We start from the raw sequence: 17301 nt of genomic DNA on the forward strand, positions 1-17301 counted from the left end.
TCCTGCACCTCTGTCGCGCTATAGAAGCTATTGATCGCAGTAGCCACCAGCGAGCCCAGCAGGATGCCCGCCGTCAGGCCGGAAGTCAGCGTCCCGCAGGCATAACCGACATGCCGCGCCGGTACATGCTCGGCGACGAACACCCAGGCGCCCGGCACCTCGCCACCGATGGCGGCACCCTGGACCACCCGCAGCAGGAGCAGCGCCAGCGGCGCCCAGATGCCGATCTGCGCGTAGGTCGGCAACAACCCCATGATCAGGGTCGGCACCGCCATCATGAAGATGCTCAGGGTGAACATGCGCTTGCGCCCGAGCAGGTCGCCGAAGTGGGCCATGATCACCCCACCCAGCGGCCGCGCCAGGTAGCCGGCGGCGAACAAGCCGAAGGTTTGCAACTGACGCAGCCATTCCGGCATGTCCGCCGGGAAGAACAGCTTGCCGACCACGGTGGCGAAGAACACGAAGATGATGAAGTCGTAGAACTCCAGCGCTCCGCCCAGGGCGGAGAGGGACAGGGTCTTGTAGTCGCTGCGGGTCAATGGACGCTGGGCCGGCGCCTCGGGAGCATTCGCGGATGGCATGTCGGGATTGTTCTCTTTATTCGTTCAGCAAGCATGAGCGGGGTTCGACCGGCAGGCGTGTCGACCTGCGACCCGGGGACGCAGGAGCGAAACCATAGCAAATCGACGAATGTCCACACAGTCGGTCGAAGAGAGAACCGGGCGGTCGTCGGCCGCCCTACTCCTCTATATAATGCCCCGGCGCCTCTGAAAGCTGTCCCAAGACCTTGCACCGGCAGGCGTTTTGGGAGAGTTTTCCCCTAAACCGCGCTTGAACAAGAAATCCGGGGGGCACGAGGCCCTTACCTATGATCGAGCTTGAACAAGAAGACCCCATTCCCCAGGGAGACCTGGCCTTGCAGATTACCGCGCTGCCGCGCGAAACCAACGGTTTCGGCGATATCTACGGCGGTTGGCTGGTATCCCAGATGGACCTGGCGGGAACCGCCATGGCCAGCAAGATCGCCGGCGGCCGTATCGCCACCGTCGCCATCGACCGCATGGCCTTCATGGTGCCGGTCGCGGTCGGTGCCCAGCTTTCCTTCTATACCCAGACCCTGGAAGTCGGTCGCAGCTCGATCCGCATGCTGGTCGAGGTGTGGAGCGACGACCCGCTGTCCAGCGAATGGCGCAAGGTCACCGAGGCGGTGTTCGTGTTCGTCGCCATCGATGGCAGCGGGCGCACCCGCCCGGTCCCGCCACGCCGGGGCTAGAAGCAGGAACGCCGGCTATCGCCGGCGTTCTTGTTTGCGCGTTCCTCAGGCCCGCATGGGCTTGCCGCGTACCGGCGCATCCCCGGCCACGTAGTACTTCGCCGTGCTGCGCGGCAGTGGCTGGCGACCGCGGATCCGGTCGGCGATCTTCTCGGCCATCATGATGGTGGTGGCATTGAGGTTGCCGGTGATGATCAGCGGCATGATCGACGCATCCACCACTCGCAGCCCTTCCATGCCATGGACCCGCCCCTGGCCATCGACCACCGCCATGTCGTCGCTCCCCATCTTGCACGAGCAGGAAGGGTGGAAAGCGGTCTCCGCATGGTTGCGGATGAACTCGTCGAGCTCGGCGTCCGACTGCACGTTCACGCCCGGGCTCAACTCGCGGCCACGATAGGGGTCCAGCGCCGGCTGGTTCATGATCTCGCGGGTCAGCCGAATGCCGTCGCGGAACTCCTGCCAGTCCTGCTCGTGGGACATGTAGTTGAACAGGATGCTCGGATGCTGGCGCGGGTCCCTGGACTTCAGGTGGATGCGCCCGCGGCTCGGCGAGCGCATCGAGCCCATGTGCGCCTGGAAGCCATGCTCCTGCACGCCCTTGCTGCCGTTGTAGTTGATCGCCACCGGGAGGAAATGGAACTGGATGTTCGGCCATTCGAACGCCTCGCGGGTACGGATGAAGCCGCCGGCCTCGAACTGGTTGCTGGCGCCGAGGCCCTTGCCGAGGAACAGCCACTGGGCGCCGATGGCCGGCTGGTTCCACCATTTGGTCGCCGGGTAGATCGACACCGGCTGCTTGCAGGCGTATTGCAGGTAGAGTTCCAGGTGATCCTGCAGGTTGGCGCCAACGCCAGGCAGGTCATGCACCACCGGGATGTCCAGGTCGCGCAGCAGGGCCGCCGGGCCGACGCCGGAGCGTTGCAGCAATTGCGGCGAGGCGATCGCGCCGCTGCATACCAGCACTTCGCGACGGGCGTGGGCGGTGACCGGATTGTCGCCGTTGCCGACCAGGTAGGAGACGCCAATGGCGCGCTTGCCGCTGAACAGGATGCGGTCGCTCAGCGCGTGGGTGACGATGGTCAGGTTGGGCCGGCCGCGGGCCTGGTCCAGGTAGCCGCGCCCGGTGGCAGCGCGACGGCCCTCCGGGGTCACGGTGCGGTCCATGGGGCCGAAGCCTTCCTGCTGGTAGCCGTTGAGGTCTTCGGTTCGCGGATAGCCGGCCTGCACGCCGGCCTCGACCATCGCATGGAACAGCGGGTTGTTGCCGGCCTTCGGCGTGGTCACGCTGACCGGGCCGTCGCCGCCATGGTAGTCGTTGGGACCGATGTCGCGGGTTTCCGCCTTGCGGAAGTACGGCAGGCAGTCGAGGTAGCTCCAGTCCTCCAGGCCCGGCTCCTTGGCCCAGCCGTCGAAGTCCAGGGCATTGCCGCGGATGTAGCACATGCCGTTGATCAGCGAGGAGCCGCCCAGGCCCTTGCCGCGGCCGCACTCCATGCGACGGTTGTTCATGTAGGGCTCGGGGTCGGTCTCGTAGGCCCAGTTGTAGCGCCGCCCCTGCAGCGGGAAGGCCAGGGCCGCCGGCATCTGGGTGCGGAAATCGAAGCGGTAGTCGGGACCGCCGGCCTCGAGCAGCAGGACGCTGACGTCAGCGTCTTCGGTGAGGCGGGTAGCGAGTACGTTACCGGCGGAGCCGGCTCCGATGATGATGTAGTCGAATTCCTGGGACATGCAGGCCTTCCTCTTTTCTCGGCATGACACCGGCCGCGACGCTGGCGCGCCGGTGTCTGGAAGTTCGGAATGGCCGGTGTCAGGGAGCGTTGCCTGGGACCGGCCTGGTTAGGGATTCGAGCGCTGCGTCGAGGCTCAGAACACCGAGGCGTAGTCGCCCAGCTCCACTTGCACGGACTTGATGCGAGTGTAGTGAGCCAGGGTGGTCAGGCCGTTCTCGCGACCGACACCGGATTGCTTGTAACCGCCGACCGGCATTTCCGCCGGCGACTCGCCCCAGGTATTGATCCAGCAGATGCCGGCTTCCAGGCGATGGATGGCGCGGTGGGCGCGGGCCAGGTCCTGGGTCACGACGCCGGCGGCGAGGCCGTACTCGGTGTCGTTGGCGCGGCGGATCGCCTCGTCCTCGTCGTCGTAGACCAGAATGCTCATCACCGGCCCGAAGATTTCCTCGCGGACGATGGTCATGTCGTCGCGGCAATCGGTGAACACGGTCGGCGCGACGTAGGCGCCATTGCCGAACGCCCCCTCGGTCACCCGTTCGCCGCCGCACAGCAGGCGAGCCTTCTGCGCCTTGCCGGACTCGATGTAGCCGAGCACGCTTTCCATGTGCGGGAAGCTGACCAGCGGGCCGAAGTTGGTGTTCTCGTCCTGCGGGTCGCCGAGACGGATGCGCTGCACGCGCTCCAGTACCTTGGCTTCGAAGCGGGCCTGCTGGGAACGGTGGATGAATACCCGGGTGCCGTTGGTGCAGACCTGGCCGGAGCTGAAGAAGTTGGCCATGACGGCGATGTCGGCGGCGCGGTCGAGGTCGGCGTCGGGGAAGATGATCAGCGGGGACTTGCCACCCAGTTCCATGGTCACTTCCTTCAGCGACGAGCTGGAGGCGCTGGCCATGACCTTCTTGCCGGTGGAGGTGCCGCCGGTGAAGGATATCTTCTCGATCAGCGGGTGCTCGGTCAGCCACTGGCCGACTTCGCGTCCGCTGCCGGTGAGCACGTTGAACACGCCGTCCGGCACGCCGGCCTCGGTGTAGATCTCGGCCAGCTTGAGGGCGGTCAGCGGGGTGACCTCGCTGGGCTTGAAGATCATCGCGTTGCCGGCAGCGAGGGCCGGGGCGGATTTCCACAGGGCGATCTGCACCGGGTAGTTCCAGGCGCCGATGCCGGCGACCACCCCCAGCGGCTCGCGGCGGGTGTAGACGAAACTGGTTTCGCGCAGCGGAATCTGCTCGCCTTCGATGGCCGGGACCAGGCCCGCGTAGTACTCGAGCACGTCGGCGCCGGTGACGATGTCCACCGCGCGGGTTTCCGCCAGCGGCTTGCCGGTATCCAGGGTTTCCAGGGCGGCCAGTTCGTCGTTGCGCTCGCGGAGGAGGTCGACGGCGCGACGGAGGATGCGCGAGCGTTGCATGGCGGTCATCGCCGCCCACACCTTCTGCCCTTCGACGGCGCTCTGCACGGCCCGCTCGACGTCTTCCCTGGAAGCCCGCTGGACCTTGGCGAGCACTTCGCCATTGGCCGGGTTGATGGTCTCGAAGGTGGCGCCACTGCTGGCCTCCACGTAGCGACCGCCAATGTAGAGCTTCTGTTCTTCGAATCGGGCCATGTTGCAGTCCTCTCTTATCGGTATCGCAGGCGCAAGGCGGCGCCGCAGGGGTTTTCGTCCCTACCCCGACTGTTTTGCCAACTGCTGGTCGAGGTAGTCGTAAGCGATGTTCAGGGCCTCGTCGGTGTCGAAGGCGTCGCCGGTCAGCGCGCCACGCAACCACAGGCCGTCGATCAGGGCCGCCAGGCCGCGTGCCGCGGCGCGGGCGTCGTCCGCCGAAAGCTGGCGGCGGAACTGGTAGCACAGGTTCGAATACAGGCGATGGTCGTTGACCCGCTGCAATCGACGCAGTGCCGGCTGGTGCATGCTGGTCGCCCAGAACGCCAGCCAGGTCTTCATTGCCGGACCATTGACCTGGCTGTCGTCGAAGTTGCCTTCGACGATCGCTCGCAGGTGCGCCCTCGGGCTGTCGTCGTAGAGCGCCGCGCGGCGTTCGCGCACGGCCTTGCTCAAGGCGCTGAGCAGGTGCCGCATGGTCGCTTCCAGCAAGCCGTTCTTGTCCTGGAAGTAGTGGCTGATGATGCCGTTGGAAACACCCGCCAGGCGGGCTATCAGGGCGATGCTGGCGTCTCCCATGCCGACCTGATCGACCGCCTCCAGGGTGGCGTGAATCAGTTGCGAGCGGCGGATGGGCTGCATACCGACCTTGGGCATTGCTATCTCCTCTCGTCGATGGGTGCGTGCGGGCACCGACCGACGTCATTGGTGGCCAGTCTATTTTGTTTTTATTGAACGTTCAATCAACTAAGAATAAGCTCGGCGTCCATGAGCGGCTCCCAGCCTGCGTGCAACCTGGCCCGCGCCGTTCATCACCTCGTCGCCGAAGTCCGCCAAGGATCGCAGAATCCGGGCTTCAAGTGGGGTGGCAATGCTGTGTCTGTAGTCCGCGGCCATAAGCCGCCATGCTTTCACTGCCATGGGGTCATCCTCCAATGAGTACTGCTTCGCCAATAAAAACAAACGAGCAGGTACGTCTGAACCCGATCGTGTTCTTCGGCTCGACCGCACTGATCCTGGTTCTGACCGCCGCCCTCATCCTCTATCCCGATAGCGCCGGAGCCTTGCTCGGCCGCATCCAGGCGTGGCTGTCGCACAGCTTCGGCTGGTACTACATGCTGGCCATCGGTGCCTACCTGTTCTTCGTGGTCTGGATCGCCTTCTCGCGCTTCGGCACCCTCAAGCTCGGCGAGGACCACGAGAAGCCGGACTTCAGCTACGGCGCCTGGGCCGGCATGCTGTTCTCCTCCGGGATCGGCATCTCGCTGCTCTACTTCGCCGCCTCCGAGCCGATCGACCACCTCTACCACCCACCCGAAGGCGTTCCCGGCAGCCCTCAGGCGGCGCGCCAGGCGCTGCAACTGACCTTCCTCCACTGGGGCCTGCACGGCTGGGCGATCTATGCCCTGGTCGGCCTCGCCGTCGGTTACTTCGCCTACCGCCATCGCCAGCCGCTGGCGTTGCGCTCGGCGCTCTATCCGATCCTCGGCGAACGCTGGGTGAAAGGCGCCGCGGGCCACGCGGTGGATTGCTTCGGTATCTTCGTCACCCTCCTCGGGCTGGTGACCAACCTGGGCATCGGCGCCCTGCAGGTGTCGTCCGGTCTCGAGTACCTCACCGGCATCCCGCACAGCAAGGGCACCCTGCTGGCGGTGATCCTGGTGATGAGCCTGGTCGCCACGCTGGCGGCGGTGTCCGGCATCGAGAAAGGCATCCGCCGGCTGTCCAACCTGAACATCGTGCTGTTCAGCTCGCTGCTGGTGTTCGTGCTGGTCTGCGGTTCGACCCTGGAACTGCTCAACGGCTTCGTGCAGAACCTCGGCGACTATCTCGACGGCCTGGTGCTGAAGACCTTCGACCTCTACGTCTACACCGGCGCCGGCGCTGGCAAGAGCGAGGAATGGCTGGGCCTGTGGACCCTGTTCTACTGGGCCTGGTGGATTTCCTGGGCGCCCTTCGTCGGCATGTTCATCGCCCGCATCTCCCGGGGCCGCAGCGTACGCGAACTGGTCTGCGGGGTACTGCTGATCCCGCTGGGCTTCACCCTGGCCTGGCTGTCGGTATTCGGCAACAGCGCCCTGGATCTGGTGATGAACCACGGCGCGACCGATCTCGGCAAGGCCGCGCTGGAGCAGCCGTCTATGTCGATCTACCTGCTGCTGGAACACTATCCGCTGTCGAAGATCGTCATCGGCCTGTCGATCTTCGTCGGCTTCGTGCTGTTCCTCACCCCGGCGGATTCCGGCTCGGTGATGCTGGCCAATCTCTCGCGCAGCGGCGGCGAGCTGGACGAGGACGCGCCGAACTGGCTGCGCATCCTCTGGTCGGCCGTCGTCACGGTAGTCACCATCGGCCTGCTGTTCGCCGGCAACTTCACGGCGATGCAGACCGTCGTGGTGCTCGCCGGGCTGCCGTTCTCGGCGGTGCTGATCCTGTTCATGTTCGGCCTGCACAAGGCCATGCGCGCCGACTACGAGGCCCAGGTCGGCGACCGCCGCACCTACCAGCCGGTGCCGGCGCCAACCCAGCCGCAGACCTGAAGTCCGGCGCCGCTCGGGCGCCCTCTCCAGTCAGGTGCGTACTCGGCCCGGCGTTTCGCCGGGCCTTTCTTTCGTGCCTCCCGGTCGCCCGGCGCATGCCGGAGGAAGCGCGCGAAAGGAAGAGCAGACGGAAAAAGCGCGGAGGATAAACGCGAATGCCCGGCAGCGCCGGGCATTCGAAGCGGCCCCGGAGGGGGCCGTGGCGGGAGTCAGCCGAGGTTCTTGCCCAGCAGCGCGTGATACAGCTCGCTGTCGCCGAGCACCCCGACCACCCTGTCCTGCTCCTGCAGGACCAGCTTGTGGCCGGTCTGGTAGCGGATCTGCAAGGCATCGCGCATGCGGATGCTGACATCCACCAGGGTCGGTTCGCGGCGCAGCTTCTCCACCGGGTCGCCCTGGCGCCAGCGTTGCAGGTCGATGACGTTGCCGCCCTGGCGCGCGCCCTTGAGCACGTCGCCTTCGCTCAGGCCGATCCAGCAGTCGCGGCCCTGGTCGAAGCAGATCTCGTCGTTCTGCCGGATGCACTGGTCGAGGCCACGCATCAGGCTCTGCCCGCACAGCACGTTGAGCGGGTTGGTATGGGCGACGAAGGTACGCACGTAGTCGTCCGCCGGGCTCAGCACGATCTCTTCCGGCCTGCCGTGCTGGATGATCCGGCCGTCCTTCATGATCGCGATACGGGTGCCGATCTTCAGCGCCTCGTCGAGGTCGTGGCTGACGAACACGATGGTCTTGTGCAGTTGCCGTTGCAGCACCAGCAGTTCGTCCTGCAATTGCTGGCGGATCAGCGGGTCGAGGGCGGAGAAGGGTTCGTCCATCAGCAGGATGTCGCCGTCCATCGCCAGCGCGCGGGCCAGGCCGACGCGCTGCTGCATGCCGCCGGAGAGCGAGTCGGGACGCTTGTCGCGCCACTGCGAGAGGCCGACCAGCTCGAGCTTCTCGTCGATCAGTTTCTTCCGCTCGGCGGCCGGGCGGCCCTGCATCTCCAGGCCGAAACCGACGTTCTCGGCCACCGTCAGCCAGGGCATCAGGGCGAACTTCTGGAACACCATGGCGATGCGCTTGGTGCGCATCGCCTTGAGGGTCGCCGGCGAGCAGTTGGCGATGTCCACCTGCGAACCTTCGTGCTCGATCAGCAGCTTGCCGCGGCTGACCTTGTTCAGGCCGTTGATGCAGCGCAGCAGGCTCGACTTGCCGGAGCCGGAAAGCCCCATCAGCACGCAGATCTCGCCGCGGTTGACGTCCAGGCAGGCGTCCTCGACGCCGAGCACCTGGCCGGTGCGCTTGAGGATCTCGGCGCGGCCGAGGCCCTGGTCGAGGAGCTTCAGGGCTTCCTTGGTGTGGGTGCCGAAGATGACGTCCACGTGGTCGAATCGGATCGCGGTCATGGCTTATTTCCCCTTCACGGCGCGCTGCTTGCACACCCGGTCGAGCAGGATGGCGAGCAGGACGATGGCCAGGCCGGCTTCGAAGCCGAGGGAGATGTCGGCGGTGTTCAGCGCGTTCACCACCGGCTTGCCGAGGCCATCGGCGCCGACCAGCGCGGCGATCACCACCATCGACAGGGAGAGCATGATGCATTGGGTGATGCCGGCGGCGATGCTCGGCATCGCATGCGGCAGCTCGATGCGCGTCAGCAGTTGCCAGCGCGAGCAGCCGAAGGCCTTGCCGGCGTCGAGCAGCTCCGCCGGCACGTCCTGGATACCCAGGCAGGTCAGGCGGATCGGCGCGGCGACGGCGAAGATCACCGTGGAGATCAGCCCCGGCACCACACCGAGGCCGAACAGGGTCAGGGTCGGGATCAGGTAGACGAAGGTCGGCACCGTCTGCATCAGGTCCAGCAGCGGCCGCAGCGCGGTGTAGAACCACGGCTTGTGCGCGGCGACGATCCCCAGCGGCACGCCGACGGCGATGCACACCAGGGTGGCGAATATCACCTGGGCGAGGGTTTCCATGGTCTCCTGCCAGTAGCCCAGGTTGAGGATCAGCAGCAGCGAGGCCAGGGCGAACACGGTCAGCCCCCAACTGCGCTGAATGACGTGCACCAGCCCCACCAGCAGGGCGATCAGCACCAGCGGGTTGAACCAGAGCAGTCCGTTGGTGACGCCGTGGATGAGAAATTCCAGGGTGTCGGAAACCTTGTCGAAGAACGATGCGCCATGCAGGGTCAGCCAGTCGACGAAACCGGCGATCTGCTCTCCCAGCGGGAGCTTGTGATCAGTCAGGAACATAATCAGGGTCCATCAAGAGCGGGAAATGAACGACCGGTCGCCTACTTGGCGAAGGCCAGCTTGGCCGCAGCCGCGGCAGGCTGCCCGTCGCGCGTGGTGACGCCGGCCAGCCAGGCATCGAGCTGTTCCGGGTGGTCCTTCAACCAGGCCTTAGCGGCTTCCTCGGGTTTCTTGTTGTCGTTGAGTACGGCATCCATCAGCTTGTTCTCCATCTCGAGGGTGAAGCTGAGGTTCTTCAACAGCCGGCCGACGTTGGCGCATTCCTGGGCGTAGCCCTTGCGCACGTTGGTGTAGATGGTCGCGCCGCCATAGTTGGGGCCGAAGAAGTCGTCGCCGCCTTCCAGGTACTTCATCTGGAAGCGCGTATTCATCGGGTGCGGCTCCCAGCCGAGGAACACCACCCACTGGTTGCGCCGGATCGCCCGCTGCACCTGCGAGAGCATGCCCGCCTCGCTCGATTCCACCAGCTTGAACCTGCCCAGCTCGAAGGCGTTCTTGTCGATCATGCTCTGGGCGACGCGGTTGCCGTCGTTGCCCGGCTCGATGCCGTAGATCTTGTTGCCCAGCTTGTCGGAGAACTTCGCGATATCGGCGAAGCTGCGCAGGCCGCCCTCGTAGACGTACTGGGGAACCGCCAGAGTGTACTTGGCACCCTCCAGATTGGCGCGCAGCGTCTCGACCGTGCCTTTCTCGGCGTACTGCTTGATGTCGTTGGTCATGGTGGGCATCCAGTTGCCCAGGAACACATCGAGGTCGTTGTTGGCCAGGGAGCGGTAGGTCACCGGCACCGAGAGCAGATTGACCCTGGTCTTGTAGCCGAGGGACTCGAGGACCTGGCGGGTGACGGCGGTGGTCACGGTGATGTCGGTCCAGCCGACATCGGCGAAACGCACCGACCCACAGGATTCGGGCTCCGCGGCCTGGGCTGCCAGCGGTGCGCATAAAGACACGACCAGCAGCCAAGACTTGCAACCTTTCATAGCGAACTCCTCTGCAGGGTAAGGCGCCGGCGCTGCCCCGGAAGGCGCGGCGGTCTGTCTGTAGCGGGCCGACCGGTTGCGGCCCTCAGCGGGCAATTCGTGAACGATCATGAAACAGGACGCATCCGTCGCCTACCGGGTGGGTCGCAACCAGTGCAGGCGGGGTCGCATTCAGTACCCGCTGTGTCGCATTCAATCATAGTGGCCTTTGCCGGCGACCGGCGGATGCCGTTTTCAGAGCGGCGCGAGCCCGTTCGCATTTCGCCACCGCGCAGGTGCAGACGCCCGGCGGCCACGGAGGTTCCCCGCTCCATGCGCGAACGCGGCGCTTTTGGACATGGCCGGGTCGGTGGCGGATGCGGCCCGCCCCGGGGAAAGCCCGATGATGCGCAGGAAACGCGGGCGGAGGAGCCGCCACCCCCACTACGCAGGCATGGATGCCGCGGTATTCCCGGAGGCCGGCATGGCTATCAGTGTGTTCGACCTTTTCAAGATCGGTATCGGCCCGTCCAGTTCGCACACCGTCGGCCCGATGCGCGCCGCCGCGCTGTTCACCGCCGCCCTGCGCCAACGCCAGGCGCTGCCGGCGGTACGCCGCCTCGAGGTGCGCCTGTACGGCTCGCTGTCTGCCACCGGCGTCGGCCACGGCACCGATCGCGCGGTGATCATGGGCCTGATGGGCGAATGGCCGGACCGCATCGACCCGACGCAGATCGCCCCGCGCATGGCCGCCCTGCTCGACAGCGGCCTGCTGCAACTGGACGGGAGCTTCCCGGTAGCGTTCGACTGGGTGCGCGACATGCGCCTGCTCGACGAGAACCTGCCCTACCACCCCAACGCCATGACCCTGGTCGCCTACGGCGAACAGGGCGAACTGCACCAGGAAACCTACTACTCGGTCGGTGGCGGCTTCGTGGTCGACGCCGGGCAGGCCGCCTCCGGCCAGCTCGACCAGGACCACACGGTGCTGCCCTACGACTTCTCCAGCGCCGAGGAACTGTTGCTGCTGTGCAAGCGGCACAACCTGCGGGTATCCGAGCTGATGCTGGCCAACGAACGCACCTGGCGCAGCGAGACCGACATCCGCGAAGGCCTGCGGCGCATCTGGCAGGCGATGCGCGACTGCGTCGACAACGGCCTGCGCAACGAAGGCATCCTCCCCGGCGGGCTCAACGTGCAGCGTCGCGCCGCGCGCCTGCACCGCAACCTGCAGGAGATCGGCAAGCCCAACGTGATCGGCTCGACCCTCAGCGCCATGGAATGGGTCAACCTGTTCGCCCTGGCGGTGAACGAGGAGAACGCCGCCGGCGGGCGCATGGTCACCGCGCCGACCAACGGCGCGGCGGGGATCATCCCGGCGGTACTGCACTACTACATGAAGTTCAATCCCGACGCCCGGGACCACGACGTCGTCGACTATCTGCTGGCCGCCGCCGCGGTGGGCATCCTGTGCAAGAAGAACGCCTCGATCTCCGGCGCCGAGGTCGGCTGCCAGGGCGAGGTCGGCTCGGCCTGCGCGATGGCCGCCGCCGGCCTGGCGGAGGTCCTCGGCGCCACCCCGGCACAGGTCGAGAACGCCGCCGAGATCGGCCTGGAGCACAACCTCGGGCTGACTTGCGACCCGGTCGGCGGGCTGGTCCAGGTGCCCTGCATCGAGCGCAACGCGATCGCCGCGGTGAAGGCCATCAATGCGGCGCAGATGGCCTTGCGCGGCGACGGCCAGCATTTCATCTCGCTGGACAAGGTGATCCGCACAATGCGCGACACCGGCGCCGACATGCACGACAAATACAAGGAAACCTCGCGCGGAGGCCTGGCGGTCAACGCCATCGAATGCTGAACCGGAATTGCTCACGAAACGATCAAGGCGCCACTTTTTGGCGCATATGACGCGTGACCGGGCGGTCGCCATCCGGCACACTCCGGCGTAACGGATCGCCGCCCATCGTTACATTTGTCGCCAGGGCCGCTCCCCCGCCCCCTCGCCGGGCGCCGCCCTGGTGCTACCGAAATGCTCAAGCGCGCGACGCGCGCCAATCGTCTCCGTTGCCGCCATTCCGCCAGGTCCGATGGAAAATCCCGAGCTAAAGCCTTCGGACTTTTTTAATTGAACGCCCAATCAACATAGGCATGGCATTTGCCTTGCTCTGGTAACAAGCAACGGCACGGCGTGGCCCAGGCCAGCCGGCAATACCAACAATCATAAAAGAGCCTCTGATCGAGGCCTGCTTGCTCAGCGTGAGGAGATGCACCCATGACCACGTACGCGCCCGGAGTCCCACCACAGAACCGAAATCCGCAGTCCATCGGCTTCCTGCTGCTGGACAATTTCACCCTCATCTCCCTGGCATCGGCAGTGGAGCCGCTGCGCATGGCCAACCAGCTCTCGGGGCGCGAACTCTACCGCTGGCACACGCTGAGCCTGGACGGCCGCCAGGTCTGGGCCAGCGACGGTCTGCAGATCACCCCCGACGCCGGTACCGACAACGCCCCGGCGGTGGATTGCGTGATCGTCTGCGGCGGCGTCGGCATCCAGCGCAGCGTCACCCGCGAGCACGTCACCTTCCTCCAGGCCCAGGCCCGCCAGGGCCGGCGCCTCGGCGCGGTGTGCACCGGCAGTTGGGCGCTGGCCCGCGCCGGCCTGCTCGACGGCTACGATTGCAGCGTGCACTGGGAATGCCTGGCGGCGATGCAGGAAGCCTTCCCGCGGGTAGCCATGAGTACCCGTCTGTTCTCGATAGACCGCAACCGCTTCACCTCCTCCGGCGGCACCGCGCCGATGGACATGATGCTGCACCTGATCGGCCGCGAGCATGGCCGCGAGCTGTCGGCAGCGATCTCCGAGATGTTCATCTACGAGCGCATCCGCAACGAGCAGGACCACCAGCGCGTGCCGCTCAAGCACATGCTCGGCACCAACCAGCCGAAGTTGCAGGAGATCGTCGCGCTGATGGAGGCGAACCTGGAGGAACCGATCGACCTCGACGAACTGGCGGTCTACGTCAACGTCTCGCGGCGCCAGCTCGAGCGCCTGTTCCAGAAGTACCTGCACTGCTCGCCGTCGCGCTACTACCTGAAGCTGCGCCTGATCCGCGCGCGCCAGCTGCTCAAGCAGACCTCCATGTCGATCATCGAGGTGGCCTCGGTCTGCGGCTTCGTCTCCACCCCGCACTTCTCCAAGTGCTATCGCGAGTACTTCGGCATCCCGCCGCGCGACGAGCGCCAGGGCCAGCCGCTGGGCCAGCCGGTGGTGCTGATGCCGATCCCGCAGGACCTGGCGCTGATGCCCAACTCCTCGGCGCTGTCGGCCCTGAGCCAGGCGCAAGGGGAATCGACCTTCGCCAGCGTGAGGATCTGAGCGACCCGGCGCGCTCCTGCCCGCTCCCGTGAGGGGAGCGGGCAGCGTCTCTTCAGCCGCGCGGCACCAGCGCCGGCAGCAATTGCCGGGAGATCGCCTCGCGCACTGCCGGCAGCAGCGTGGCGGGGCCGCCGAGCATGTCCTCCACCAGCCGTCGCAGCGCCTGTGCGCGCTCCGGGCTGAGACCGCGCACGGCGTATTCGCAGGCCTGCTCCGGAGTCGCGTCCGGCGGCACGCTGAAGCCCAGCGCCTGCAGGCGTTCGCGGAAATCGTCCTGGTCGATCAGATCGGCGTGCATCATCGCGGCAGCTCCTTCGATGGGGATTGCCGTCGATTCTGCTGAGCGCGCGCCGCTCCCGGCAAGGGGGCTGTCCCGCCTGGGCATGGGCAGGTCGTTTTCGGCTAATCCAGTGCTCGCCGACACCGCCACAATCCTCCCCAGCGACCTCCGAGGCAGCTCACGGCTTGCGGAAGACGCCAGGCTCACACTGAGGGCCGTTCCTGGCTCCTTTTTCATCCCCCTTCGCGCGTCGGGCGCGACAGGGGGATTTTTTTGTGCCGGCGCGCCGCCCCTCAGGCCGCGAGACCGGCCCGGCAGTGCTCCCAGAAACGCTCGAAACCCGGCGAGAGGAACTTGTCGCGCTGGCGCAGCATGTAGAAGCGCCGGCGCAGCGGTGGCAGGCTGCTGCGCAGCTCGACCAGCGCGCCGGAGGCCAGCTGTTCCTCGACCACCCAGCGCGACAGGCAACTGATGCCCAGCCCGGCGGCGACGCTGTGCTTGATCGCCTCGGAGCTGCCCAGGTCGAGGCTGTCTTCCAGGTAGTGCAGGTGGCCCAGCAGGGCATGGCTGACTTCCTCGCGCGTCCCTGAGCCCGGCTCGCGCAGCAGCCAGCGCGCTCGGCGCAGGGCCTCGCGGGAAACCTGGGTGCGCGCGGCCAGCGGATGACCGGGCGCCGCCACCACGATCAGGCTGTCCTCGAGCCAGGGCTCCACCCGCAGGCCGGGCTCGTGGCAGGGACCTTCGATGAGGCCGATGTCCGCGGCGAAGGTCACCACGTCGTGCACCGCCGAACCGGTGTTGCCGATGCTGGCGTCGACCCTCACGCCCGGTTGCTCGCGTTCGAAGGACGCCAGCAGGCGTGGCAGCACGTAGTTGCCGATGGTGCTGCTGGCCGCCACCGTCAGGCTCGCCTGGGGCGCCGCGGAAGCCGCGAACTGCTGCTCCAGTTGCGCCACGCCGTCGAGCAGGCGCAACGCCTGGGGCAGGAAGCGGCGGCCGACCTCATTGAGTTGCAGGCGCTTGCCGACCCGGTCGAACAGGCGCGTGGAAAGCTGCGACTCCAGCTCATTGAGCGCGGCGCTGGTGGCCGACTGCGACAGCGAGATGGATTCCGCCGCCGCCGTGGTGCTGCCGCTGCGAGCTACCGCGCAGAAGATCTGGAGCTGACGAAAACTGAGGGCCATGGGAGGATCTACCTGTTTTTCAGGTATTTAATACAGAAACTATTCGTTTCACAAATCCATTGCCGCTCCCTAACCTGCGTCCCGTGACCTCACCTGAGGAGCGAAGGATGCACACCCTCCCCGTCAAGACCGCTACCAGACCCCTGGCCCAGGTCCAGAAACTCATCCCCGGCCTGCTGCTCAGCGCCGCCCTGGCCGGCGCGGCGATCCTCCTGGGTCGTTCGCAATGGTTGCAGCACAACGGCATCAGCGCGCTGACCCTGGCCATCGTGCTCGGCATCGTCGCCGGCAACACCCTGTACCCTCGGATCGCCGCCGGCAGCGCCGCCGGCGTCGGCTTCTCCAAGCAGATCCTGCTGCGCGCCGGGATCATCCTCTACGGCCTGCGCCTGACCTTCCAGGACATCGCCGGCGTCGGATTGCACGGCGTGCTGCTGGACGCCCTGATGCTCGCCAGCACCTTCGGCCTGGCGTGCCTGCTCGGCACCCGGCTGTTCGGCCTGGACCGCACCACCACCCTGCTGATCGGCGCCGGCAGCTCGATCTGCGGCGCCGCCGCGGTAATGGCCACCGAGCCGGTGGTGCGCGGCCGCGCCGAACAGGTCGCGGTGGCGGTCTCCACCGTGGTGGTGTTCGGCACCCTGGGCATCTTCCTCTACCCGGCGCTGTTCCAGCTCGACCAGGACTGCGGGCTGCTGCCGCGCGACCCCGGCGTCTGGGGCGTATACATCGGCGCCACGGTGCACGAGGTGGCCCAGGTGGTCGCCGCGGGTCGTTCGATCGGCATCGAGGCGGCGGACACCGCGGTGATCGCCAAGATGGTCCGGGTGATGATGCTGGCGCCTTTCCTGATCCTGCTCTCGGCCTGGCTGGCACGCGACAAGGCACACCGCCGGCAGCACAGCGGCGCGGCGAAGATCACCATTCCCTGGTTCGCCGTCGGCTTCGTGCTGGTCGCCGGGCTCAATTCGCTGGTCGAGCTGCCGCCAGCGCTGGTCAGTCACGTCAACGACCTCGACACCTTCCTCCTGGCCATGGCGATGGCCGGCCTCGGCCTCGGCACGCACCTCTCGGCGATCCGCCGCGCCGGCCTCAAGCCATTGCTGCTGGCCGCCCTGCTATTCGCCTGGCTGGTGCTCGGCGGTGGCTTCCTCACCCGCCTGGCGCTCGCCTGAGCCTTCCGCCAGGGAGTGCCGCAGGGCCTGGCGCAAAGCGTCGTGCAGGGCTTCCACCTCGTCGATGCCATGGCCGCGCAGGCAGCCATGGACCAGCCCGCGCCCCGGGTAGAAACACGCCTGCCCTCCCGCTGCCCGCAGCGCTGCGCAATAGCGCTCGCCGTCGTCGCGCAGCGGGTCGAACTCGGCGACCGCCACGAAGGCCGGCGGCAGGCCGCTGAAATCAGCCGCCTCCAAAGGCAGCGCCAGCGCCTGGTCGCGCAGCCCCTCCAGCGGCAGGTAGGCGTCCAGGCACGCCTGCACATCGCCGAGGCCGAGCAACGGCGCGTCGACGTAGTCGATCCGCGAGGGCGATGACGCGGCGGACAGCAAGGGGTAGACCAGTACCTGCGCGGCCGGAGACGGCGCGCCGCCATCGCGCAGGGCCAGGCACAGCGCCGCCGCCAGGTTGCCGCCGGCGCTGTCGCCGGCCACCAGCAGGCGGCGTGGGTCCAGCGCTTCGTCCAGCTCGCCCAGGCTCAGCGCCTGCCAGGCACGCAGGCAGTCCTGCAAGGCCGCCGGGAACGGATGCTCCGGCGCCAGCCGGTAATCCACCGCCAGCACCAGCAGGCCGAGGCGCGCCGCCAGGTCGGCGCAGATGAAATCGTGTGAATCGAGGCCGCCGAGCATCCAGCCGCCACCGTGCAGGTAGAGCAGCGCCGGCCAGCCGCCGGGCGGTGCCGGGCGCTCGGGGCGATAGCGGCGCACGCGCACCGGCGGCGCGGCCGGCAAGCAGGAGTCGACCACCAGCAAACCGGCCGGGCGCGGCGGCGCGAACGCCTTGCACATCCGCGCGTAGGCCGCGCGTTGCGCATCCAGGCGCGGACTGTCGCTGGCGAACGCCCGGCTGCGCTCGACGAAGCGCCACATCGCCGGAGACAGCGGATACTTCGCGGCCATCGCGC

At 67.0% G+C, this 17301-nt stretch carries 15 protein-coding genes (1 of these 15 cut by a window edge); 5 read left to right on the forward strand and 10 right to left on the reverse strand.

From position 1 onward, the window contains the following. Positions 1-581 carry the start of an MFS transporter gene (locus B7D75_RS27835; RefSeq protein ID WP_034082394.1) on the reverse strand. The gene continues 736 nt to the left of window position 1, outside the view, so the window shows 581 of its 1317 coding nt (coding positions 1-581); it begins with the start codon at positions 579-581; its stop codon lies off the left edge, out of view. Between the two features lie 287 nt (positions 582-868). On the opposite strand from B7D75_RS27835, the gene B7D75_RS27840 reads away from it, so the two are divergent. Beyond that, the gene (locus B7D75_RS27840) at positions 869-1273 is read left to right on the forward strand and encodes an acyl-CoA thioesterase (protein WP_003096677.1); all 405 of its coding nucleotides are present in this window, start codon (positions 869-871) and stop codon (positions 1271-1273) included. A 45-nt stretch (positions 1274-1318) separates the two neighbouring features. On the opposite strand, the gene betA is transcribed toward B7D75_RS27840, so the two are convergent. From betA to betI, 3 genes are all read right to left on the reverse strand, one after another. Next, positions 1319-3004, reverse strand: coding sequence for a choline dehydrogenase (gene betA / locus B7D75_RS27845; RefSeq protein ID WP_058146151.1), 1686 nt, complete (start codon positions 3002-3004; stop codon positions 1319-1321). Between the two features lie 135 nt (positions 3005-3139). Further along, complete coding sequence (gene betB / locus B7D75_RS27850) at positions 3140-4612, reverse strand: betaine-aldehyde dehydrogenase (RefSeq protein ID WP_058130366.1); 1473 nt, start codon at positions 4610-4612, stop codon at positions 3140-3142. Positions 4613-4672: 60 nt separating this feature from the next. Next, the gene (gene betI, locus B7D75_RS27855; RefSeq protein WP_003096684.1) at positions 4673-5266 is read right to left on the reverse strand and encodes a transcriptional regulator BetI; all 594 of its coding nucleotides are present in this window, start codon (positions 5264-5266) and stop codon (positions 4673-4675) included. A gap of 332 nt (positions 5267-5598) precedes the next feature. Between betI and B7D75_RS27865 the strand changes: the two genes are divergently transcribed. After that, positions 5599-7149, forward strand: a complete 1551-nt coding sequence (locus tag B7D75_RS27865) for a BCCT family transporter (RefSeq protein WP_107114605.1) — start codon at positions 5599-5601, stop codon at positions 7147-7149. A gap of 209 nt (positions 7150-7358) precedes the next feature. Here B7D75_RS27865 and choV read toward each other — a convergent pair whose 3' ends face one another. The 3 genes from choV to B7D75_RS27880 are packed head-to-tail and all read right to left on the reverse strand — an operon-like array spanning position 7359 to position 10360. After that, positions 7359-8537 (reverse strand): choline ABC transporter ATP-binding protein, encoded by a 1179-nt coding sequence (gene choV / locus B7D75_RS27870; protein ID WP_003149671.1) that lies wholly within the window; start codon positions 8535-8537, stop codon positions 7359-7361. A gap of 3 nt (positions 8538-8540) precedes the next feature. Then, complete coding sequence (choW, locus tag B7D75_RS27875; RefSeq protein WP_012077971.1) at positions 8541-9380, reverse strand: choline ABC transporter permease subunit; 840 nt, start codon at positions 9378-9380, stop codon at positions 8541-8543. Between the two features lie 41 nt (positions 9381-9421). Then, positions 9422-10360 (reverse strand): choline ABC transporter substrate-binding protein, encoded by a 939-nt coding sequence (locus B7D75_RS27880; protein ID WP_058136319.1) that lies wholly within the window; start codon positions 10358-10360, stop codon positions 9422-9424. A 463-nt stretch (positions 10361-10823) separates the two neighbouring features. Here B7D75_RS27880 and B7D75_RS27890 point away from each other — a divergent pair, with 463 nt between their 5' ends. Together B7D75_RS27890 and gbdR are read left to right on the forward strand one after the other, a co-directional pair. After that, on the forward strand, positions 10824-12200 hold the full coding sequence (locus B7D75_RS27890) for an L-serine ammonia-lyase (protein WP_033998040.1): 1377 nt from the start codon (positions 10824-10826) through the stop codon (positions 12198-12200). A gap of 414 nt (positions 12201-12614) precedes the next feature. Continuing rightward, a complete protein-coding gene (gbdR, locus tag B7D75_RS27895; RefSeq protein ID WP_003096699.1) occupies positions 12615-13718 on the forward strand; it encodes a choline metabolism transcriptional regulator GbdR in 1104 nt (367 codons plus the stop codon). A 52-nt stretch (positions 13719-13770) separates the two neighbouring features. Here the strand turns inward: gbdR and B7D75_RS27900 are convergent, their stop codons facing one another. Next, complete coding sequence (locus B7D75_RS27900) at positions 13771-14019, reverse strand: hypothetical protein (RefSeq protein ID WP_003149675.1); 249 nt, start codon at positions 14017-14019, stop codon at positions 13771-13773. A 272-nt stretch (positions 14020-14291) separates the two neighbouring features. Beyond that, positions 14292-15182 (reverse strand): LysR family transcriptional regulator, encoded by an 891-nt coding sequence (locus B7D75_RS27905; protein WP_003149677.1) that lies wholly within the window; start codon positions 15180-15182, stop codon positions 14292-14294. A 107-nt stretch (positions 15183-15289) separates the two neighbouring features. Here B7D75_RS27905 and B7D75_RS27910 point away from each other — a divergent pair, with 107 nt between their 5' ends. Then, on the forward strand, positions 15290-16357 hold the full coding sequence (locus tag B7D75_RS27910) for a YeiH family protein (protein ID WP_058136310.1): 1068 nt from the start codon (positions 15290-15292) through the stop codon (positions 16355-16357). Here the strand turns inward: B7D75_RS27910 and B7D75_RS27915 are convergent. After that, the gene (locus tag B7D75_RS27915) at positions 16301-17296 is read right to left on the reverse strand and encodes an acylcarnitine hydrolase (protein ID WP_107114606.1); all 996 of its coding nucleotides are present in this window, start codon (positions 17294-17296) and stop codon (positions 16301-16303) included. The two genes, B7D75_RS27910 and B7D75_RS27915, sit on opposite strands and share 57 nt — an antisense overlap. Between the last annotated feature and the right edge of the window lie 5 nt (positions 17297-17301).

Origin of the sequence: Pseudomonas paraeruginosa (genome assembly GCF_003025345.2) — a bacterium.
In the GTDB taxonomy this organism is placed as follows: Bacteria; Pseudomonadota; Gammaproteobacteria; order Pseudomonadales; family Pseudomonadaceae; genus Pseudomonas; species Pseudomonas paraeruginosa.